The organism is Nocardia amikacinitolerans NBRC 108937, from assembly GCF_001612615.1.
In the GTDB taxonomy this organism is placed as follows: domain Bacteria; phylum Actinomycetota; class Actinomycetes; order Mycobacteriales; family Mycobacteriaceae; genus Nocardia; species Nocardia amikacinitolerans.
The window spans coordinates 1-5,188 of sequence record NZ_BDAU01000082.1 but is presented as its reverse complement, the minus strand read 5'-3'; the positions used below and the strand labels follow the sequence as shown (position 1 = coordinate 5,188).

Annotated in this window: 2 rRNA genes; both read right to left on the bottom strand. The window is 56.9% G+C overall.

Annotated features, from left to right (window positions below):
• Window positions 1-206: 206 nt before the first annotated feature.
• Window positions 207-3,341 (bottom strand): 23S ribosomal RNA (locus NAM01S_RS32600).
• Window positions 3,342-3,663: 322 nt separating this feature from the next.
• Window positions 3,664-5,182: ribosomal RNA gene (locus NAM01S_RS32595) — 16S ribosomal RNA — on the bottom strand.
• Together the 16S and 23S rRNA genes form the textbook arrangement of a ribosomal RNA operon.
• Between the last annotated feature and the right edge of the window lie 6 nt (window positions 5,183-5,188).

Sequence of the window (5,188 nt, the reverse complement as noted above, 5' to 3'; positions counted from 1 at the left end):
TCGGAATGGGACCGGGCGTTTCCCCACCGCTATAGCCGCCGTAACTCTATGAAACTATCCACACACCCCGTGAAACCCCGGTTGAGAGGATTCTCGAGGGCCCAGCCCTCGAACTCCCGAACCGATAAACAGCACAACGGCTGTTCGATTTCACTCGGTGTCTGTGTGTTGTTTCAGATACCGCACAGTGGACGCGTAGCTTCTTCGTTGGTAAGTCCTCGGCCGATTAGTACCAGTCACCTCCACACGTTACCGTGCTTCCAGTTCTGGCCTATCAACCCCATGGTCTGTGGGGGGCCTTACCCCCTCGAGGGGGTGAGAAACCTCATCTTGGAACAGGCTTCCCGCTTAGATGCTTTCAGCGGTTATCCCTTCCGAACGTAGCTAACCAGCGGTGCCCTTGGCAGGACAACTGGCACACCAGAGGTTCGTCCGTCCCGGTCCTCTCGTACTAGGGACAGCCTTCCTCAAGTTTCTGACGCGCGCGGCGGATAGAGACCGAACTGTCTCACGACGTTCTAAACCCAGCTCGCGTGCCGCTTTAATGGGCGAACAGCCCAACCCTTGGGACCTACTCCAGCCCCAGGATGCGACGAGCCGACATCGAGGTGCCAAACCATCCCGTCGATATGGACTCTTGGGGAAGATCAGCCTGTTATCCCCGGGGTACCTTTTATCCGTTGAGCGACACCGCTTCCACTTGCCGGTGCCGGATCACTAGTCCCGACTTTCGTCCCTGCTCGACATGTCTGTCTCACAGTCAAGCTCCCTTGTGCACTTGCACTCGACACCTGATTGCCAACCAGGCTGAGGGAACCTTTGGGCGCCTCCGTTACATTTTAGGAGGCAACCGCCCCAGTTAAACTACCCACCAGGCACTGTCCCTGAACCAGATCATGGTCCGAGGTTAGAGGTCCAATACGATCAGAGTGGTATTTCAACGACGACTCCACACACACTGGCGTGCATGCCTCACAGTCTCCCACCTATCCTACACAAACCGTACCGAACACCAATACCAAGCTATAGTGAAGGTCCCGGGGTCTTTTCGTCCTGCCGCGCGTAACGAGCATCTTTACTCGTAATGCAATTTCGCCGAGTCTGTGGTTGAGACAGCAGAGAAGTCGTTACGCCATTCGTGCAGGTCGGAACTTACCCGACAAGGAATTTCGCTACCTTAGGATGGTTATAGTTACCACCGCCGTTTACCGGGGCTTAAATTCTCAGCTTCGCCACCGAAGTGGCTAACCGGTCCTCTTAACCTTCCGGCACCGGGCAGGCGTCAGTCCGTATACATCGTCTTACGACTTCGCACGGACCTGTGTTTTTAGTAAACAGTCGCTTCTCTCTGGTCTCTGCGACCCCACCCAGCTCCCACCGCAAAGGTGTTCACCAGACGAGGTCCCCCTTCTCCCGAAGTTACGGGGGCATTTTGCCGAGTTCCTTAACCACAGTTCTCTCGATCGCCTCAGTATTCTCTACCTGACCACCTGTGTCGGTTTGGGGTACGGGCCGTGTACCAACTCACTAGAGGCTTTTCTCGGCAGCATAGGATCACTGAATTCGCCTCAATCGGCTACGCATCACCTCTCAGGATATACGCGACACGGATTTGCCTATGTCGCTCCCTACAGGCTTACACCAGTACAACCACTGACTGGCCCAGCTACCTTCCTGCGTCACCCCATCGCTTGACTACTACAGCGAAGGTCCCGTGCAGCCCCCTCCAGCCACCCGAAGGTGGTCTATTGGGATTTGGACGGTTAGTACCACTGATTCGCCATTGGGCGCGGATACACGGGTACGGGAATATCAACCCGTTGTCCATCGACTACGCCTGTCGGCCTCGCCTTAGGTCCCGACTCACCCTGGGCGGATTAACCTGGCCCAGGAACCCTTGGTCATTCGGCGGACGAGTTTCTCACTCGTCTTTCGCTACTCATGCCTGCATTCTCACTCCCGTAGCCTCCACAACTAGTTCACACTGCTGCTTCCCTGGCTACAGGACGCTCCCCTACCCAGCCACACCACTGCACCACCCTCCGTAGAAGATGGCGGATGTATTGTGCGACTGCCGCGGCTTCGGCGGTGTACTTGAGCCCCGCTACATTGTCGGCGCAGGATCACTTGACCAGTGAGCTATTACGCACTCTTTCAAGGGTGGCTGCTTCTAAGCCAACCTCCTGGTTGTCTTCGCGACCCCACATCCTTTTCCACTTAGTACACGCTTAGGGGCCTTAGCCGGCGATCTGGGCTGTTTCCCTCTCGACTACGAAGCTTATCCCCCGCAGTCTCACTGCCACGCTCTCACACACCGGCATTCGGAGTTTGGCTGACTTCGGTAAGCTTGTGGGCCCCCTAGGCCATCCAGTAGCTCTACCTCCGGCGTGAAACACGTGACGCTGCACCTAAATGCATTTCGGGGAGAACCAGCTATCACGGAGTTTGATTGGCCTTTCACCCCTACCCACAGCTCATCCCCTCAGTTTTCAACCTAAGTGGGTTCGGGCCTCCACGACGTCTTACCGTCGCTTCACCCTGGCCATGGGTAGATCACTCCGCTTCGGGTCTAGAACATGCGACTCAAAGGCGCCCTATTCGGACTCGCTTTCGCTACGGCTACCCCACACGGGTTAACCTCGCCACATGCCACTAACTCGCAGGCTCATTCTTCAAAAGGCACGCCATCACCCACAGTGACAAGTCACTCGCAGGCCCTGACGGATTGTAAGCGCACGGTTTCAGGTACTATTTCACTCCCCTCCCGGGGTACTTTTCACCTTTCCCTCACGGTACTAGTCCGCTATCGGTCACCAGGGAGTATTCAGGCTTACCGGGTGGTCCCGGCAGATTCACAGCAGATTTCACGGGCCCGCTGCTACTCGGGTGTTGCTCACATGAGCCGTTGAGTTTTCGCCTACGGGATTCTCACCCTCTACGACAGGCCGTCCCAGACCACTTCAGCTAACACAACGGTTTCTGACTCACGCCCAGCTCGGCAGAACTGAGAAGAGCAATCCCACAACCCCACGAACGCAACGCCTGCCGGCTATCACACGCCCATGGTTTAGCCTCATCCGCTTTCGCTCGCCACTACTCACGGAATCACTATTGTTTTCTCTTCCTGTGGGTACTGAGATGTTTCACTTCCCCACGTTCCCTCCACACACCCTATATATTCAGATGCGGGTAACACGACATCACTCGTGCTGGGTTTCCCCATTCGGAAATCCTCGGATCTCAGCTCGGTTGACAGCTCCCCGAGGCTTATCGCAGCCTCCTACGTCCTTCATCGGCTCCTGGTGCCAAGGCATCCACCGAACGCTCTTAAACACTTACAAACAAAGATGCTCGCGTCCACTGTGCAGTTCTCAAACAACACACCCACTCAAACCCACACCCAGGACCAACACCCCCGAAGGAGCCGGTATCACTGGAGATCCGAGCGGATCGTCTTTTTGCCTGGAAAGAACGTCTGTTCTTTCAGGACCCAACAGTGTGTCGACTACATCCCCGCCAGCTGGTCACTGAGTACCAACCGATCCGCGAGGCACATGTCAGCGTTCCACCCATGAGCAACCGCAGTCCCACATTCGAGGACATAAGCGGCTCTGGCACGTTCGAACTCGACTCTACGAGCCGAACAGTGCAGAAGCTCCTTAGAAAGGAGGTGATCCAGCCGCACCTTCCGGTACGGCTACCTTGTTACGACTTCGTCCCAATCGCCGATCCCACCTTCGACGGCTCCCTCCCACAAGGGGTTAGGCCACCGGCTTCGGGTGTTACCGACTTTCATGACGTGACGGGCGGTGTGTACAAGGCCCGGGAACGTATTCACCGCAGCGTTGCTGATCTGCGATTACTAGCGACTCCAACTTCACGGGGTCGAGTTGCAGACCCCGATCCGAACTGAGACCGGCTTTAAGGGATTCGCTCCACCTCACGGTATCGCAGCCCTCTGTACCGGCCATTGTAGCATGTGTGAAGCCCTGGACATAAGGGGCATGATGACTTGACGTCGTCCCCACCTTCCTCCGAGTTGACCCCGGCAGTCTCCTGCGAGTCCCCGCCATTACGCGCTGGCAACACAGGACAAGGGTTGCGCTCGTTGCGGGACTTAACCCAACATCTCACGACACGAGCTGACGACAGCCATGCACCACCTGTACACCGACCACAAGGGGGCCTACATCTCTGCAGGTTTCCGGTGTATGTCAAACCCAGGTAAGGTTCTTCGCGTTGCATCGAATTAATCCACATGCTCCGCCGCTTGTGCGGGCCCCCGTCAATTCCTTTGAGTTTTAGCCTTGCGGCCGTACTCCCCAGGCGGGGCGCTTAATGCGTTAGCTACGGCACGGATCCCGTGGAAGGAAACCCACACCTAGCGCCCACCGTTTACGGCGTGGACTACCAGGGTATCTAATCCTGTTCGCTACCCACGCTTTCGCTTCTCAGCGTCAGTTACTGCCCAGAGACCCGCCTTCGCCACCGGTGTTCCTCCTGATATCTGCGCATTTCACCGCTACACCAGGAATTCCAGTCTCCCCTGCAGTACTCAAGTCTGCCCGTATCGCCTGCAAGCTCACAGTTGAGCTGTGAGTTTTCACAGACGACGCGACAAACCGCCTACAAGCTCTTTACGCCCAGTAATTCCGGACAACGCTCGCACCCTACGTATTACCGCGGCTGCTGGCACGTAGTTGGCCGGTGCTTCTTCTACAGGTACCGTCACTTGCGCTTCGTCCCTGTCGAAAGAGGTTTACAACCCGAAGGCCGTCATCCCTCACGCGGCGTCGCTGCATCAGGCTTTCGCCCATTGTGCAATATTCCCCACTGCTGCCTCCCGTAGGAGTCTGGGCCGTGTCTCAGTCCCAGTGTGGCCGGTCGCCCTCTCAGGCCGGCTACCCGTCGTCGCCTTGGTAGGCCATTACCCCACCAACAAGCTGATAGGCCGCGGGCCCATCTCGCACCGATAAATCTTTCCACCACCAACCATGCAGCTGGAAGTCATATCCGGTATTAGACCCAGTTTCCCAGGCTTATCCCGAAGTGCGAGGCAGATCACCCACGTGTTACTCACCCGTTCGCCGCTCGTGTACCCCGAAGGGCCTTACCGCTCGACTTGCATGTGTTAAGCACGCCGCCAGCGTTCGTCCTGAGCCAGGATCAAACTCTCCGTTGAAGACTC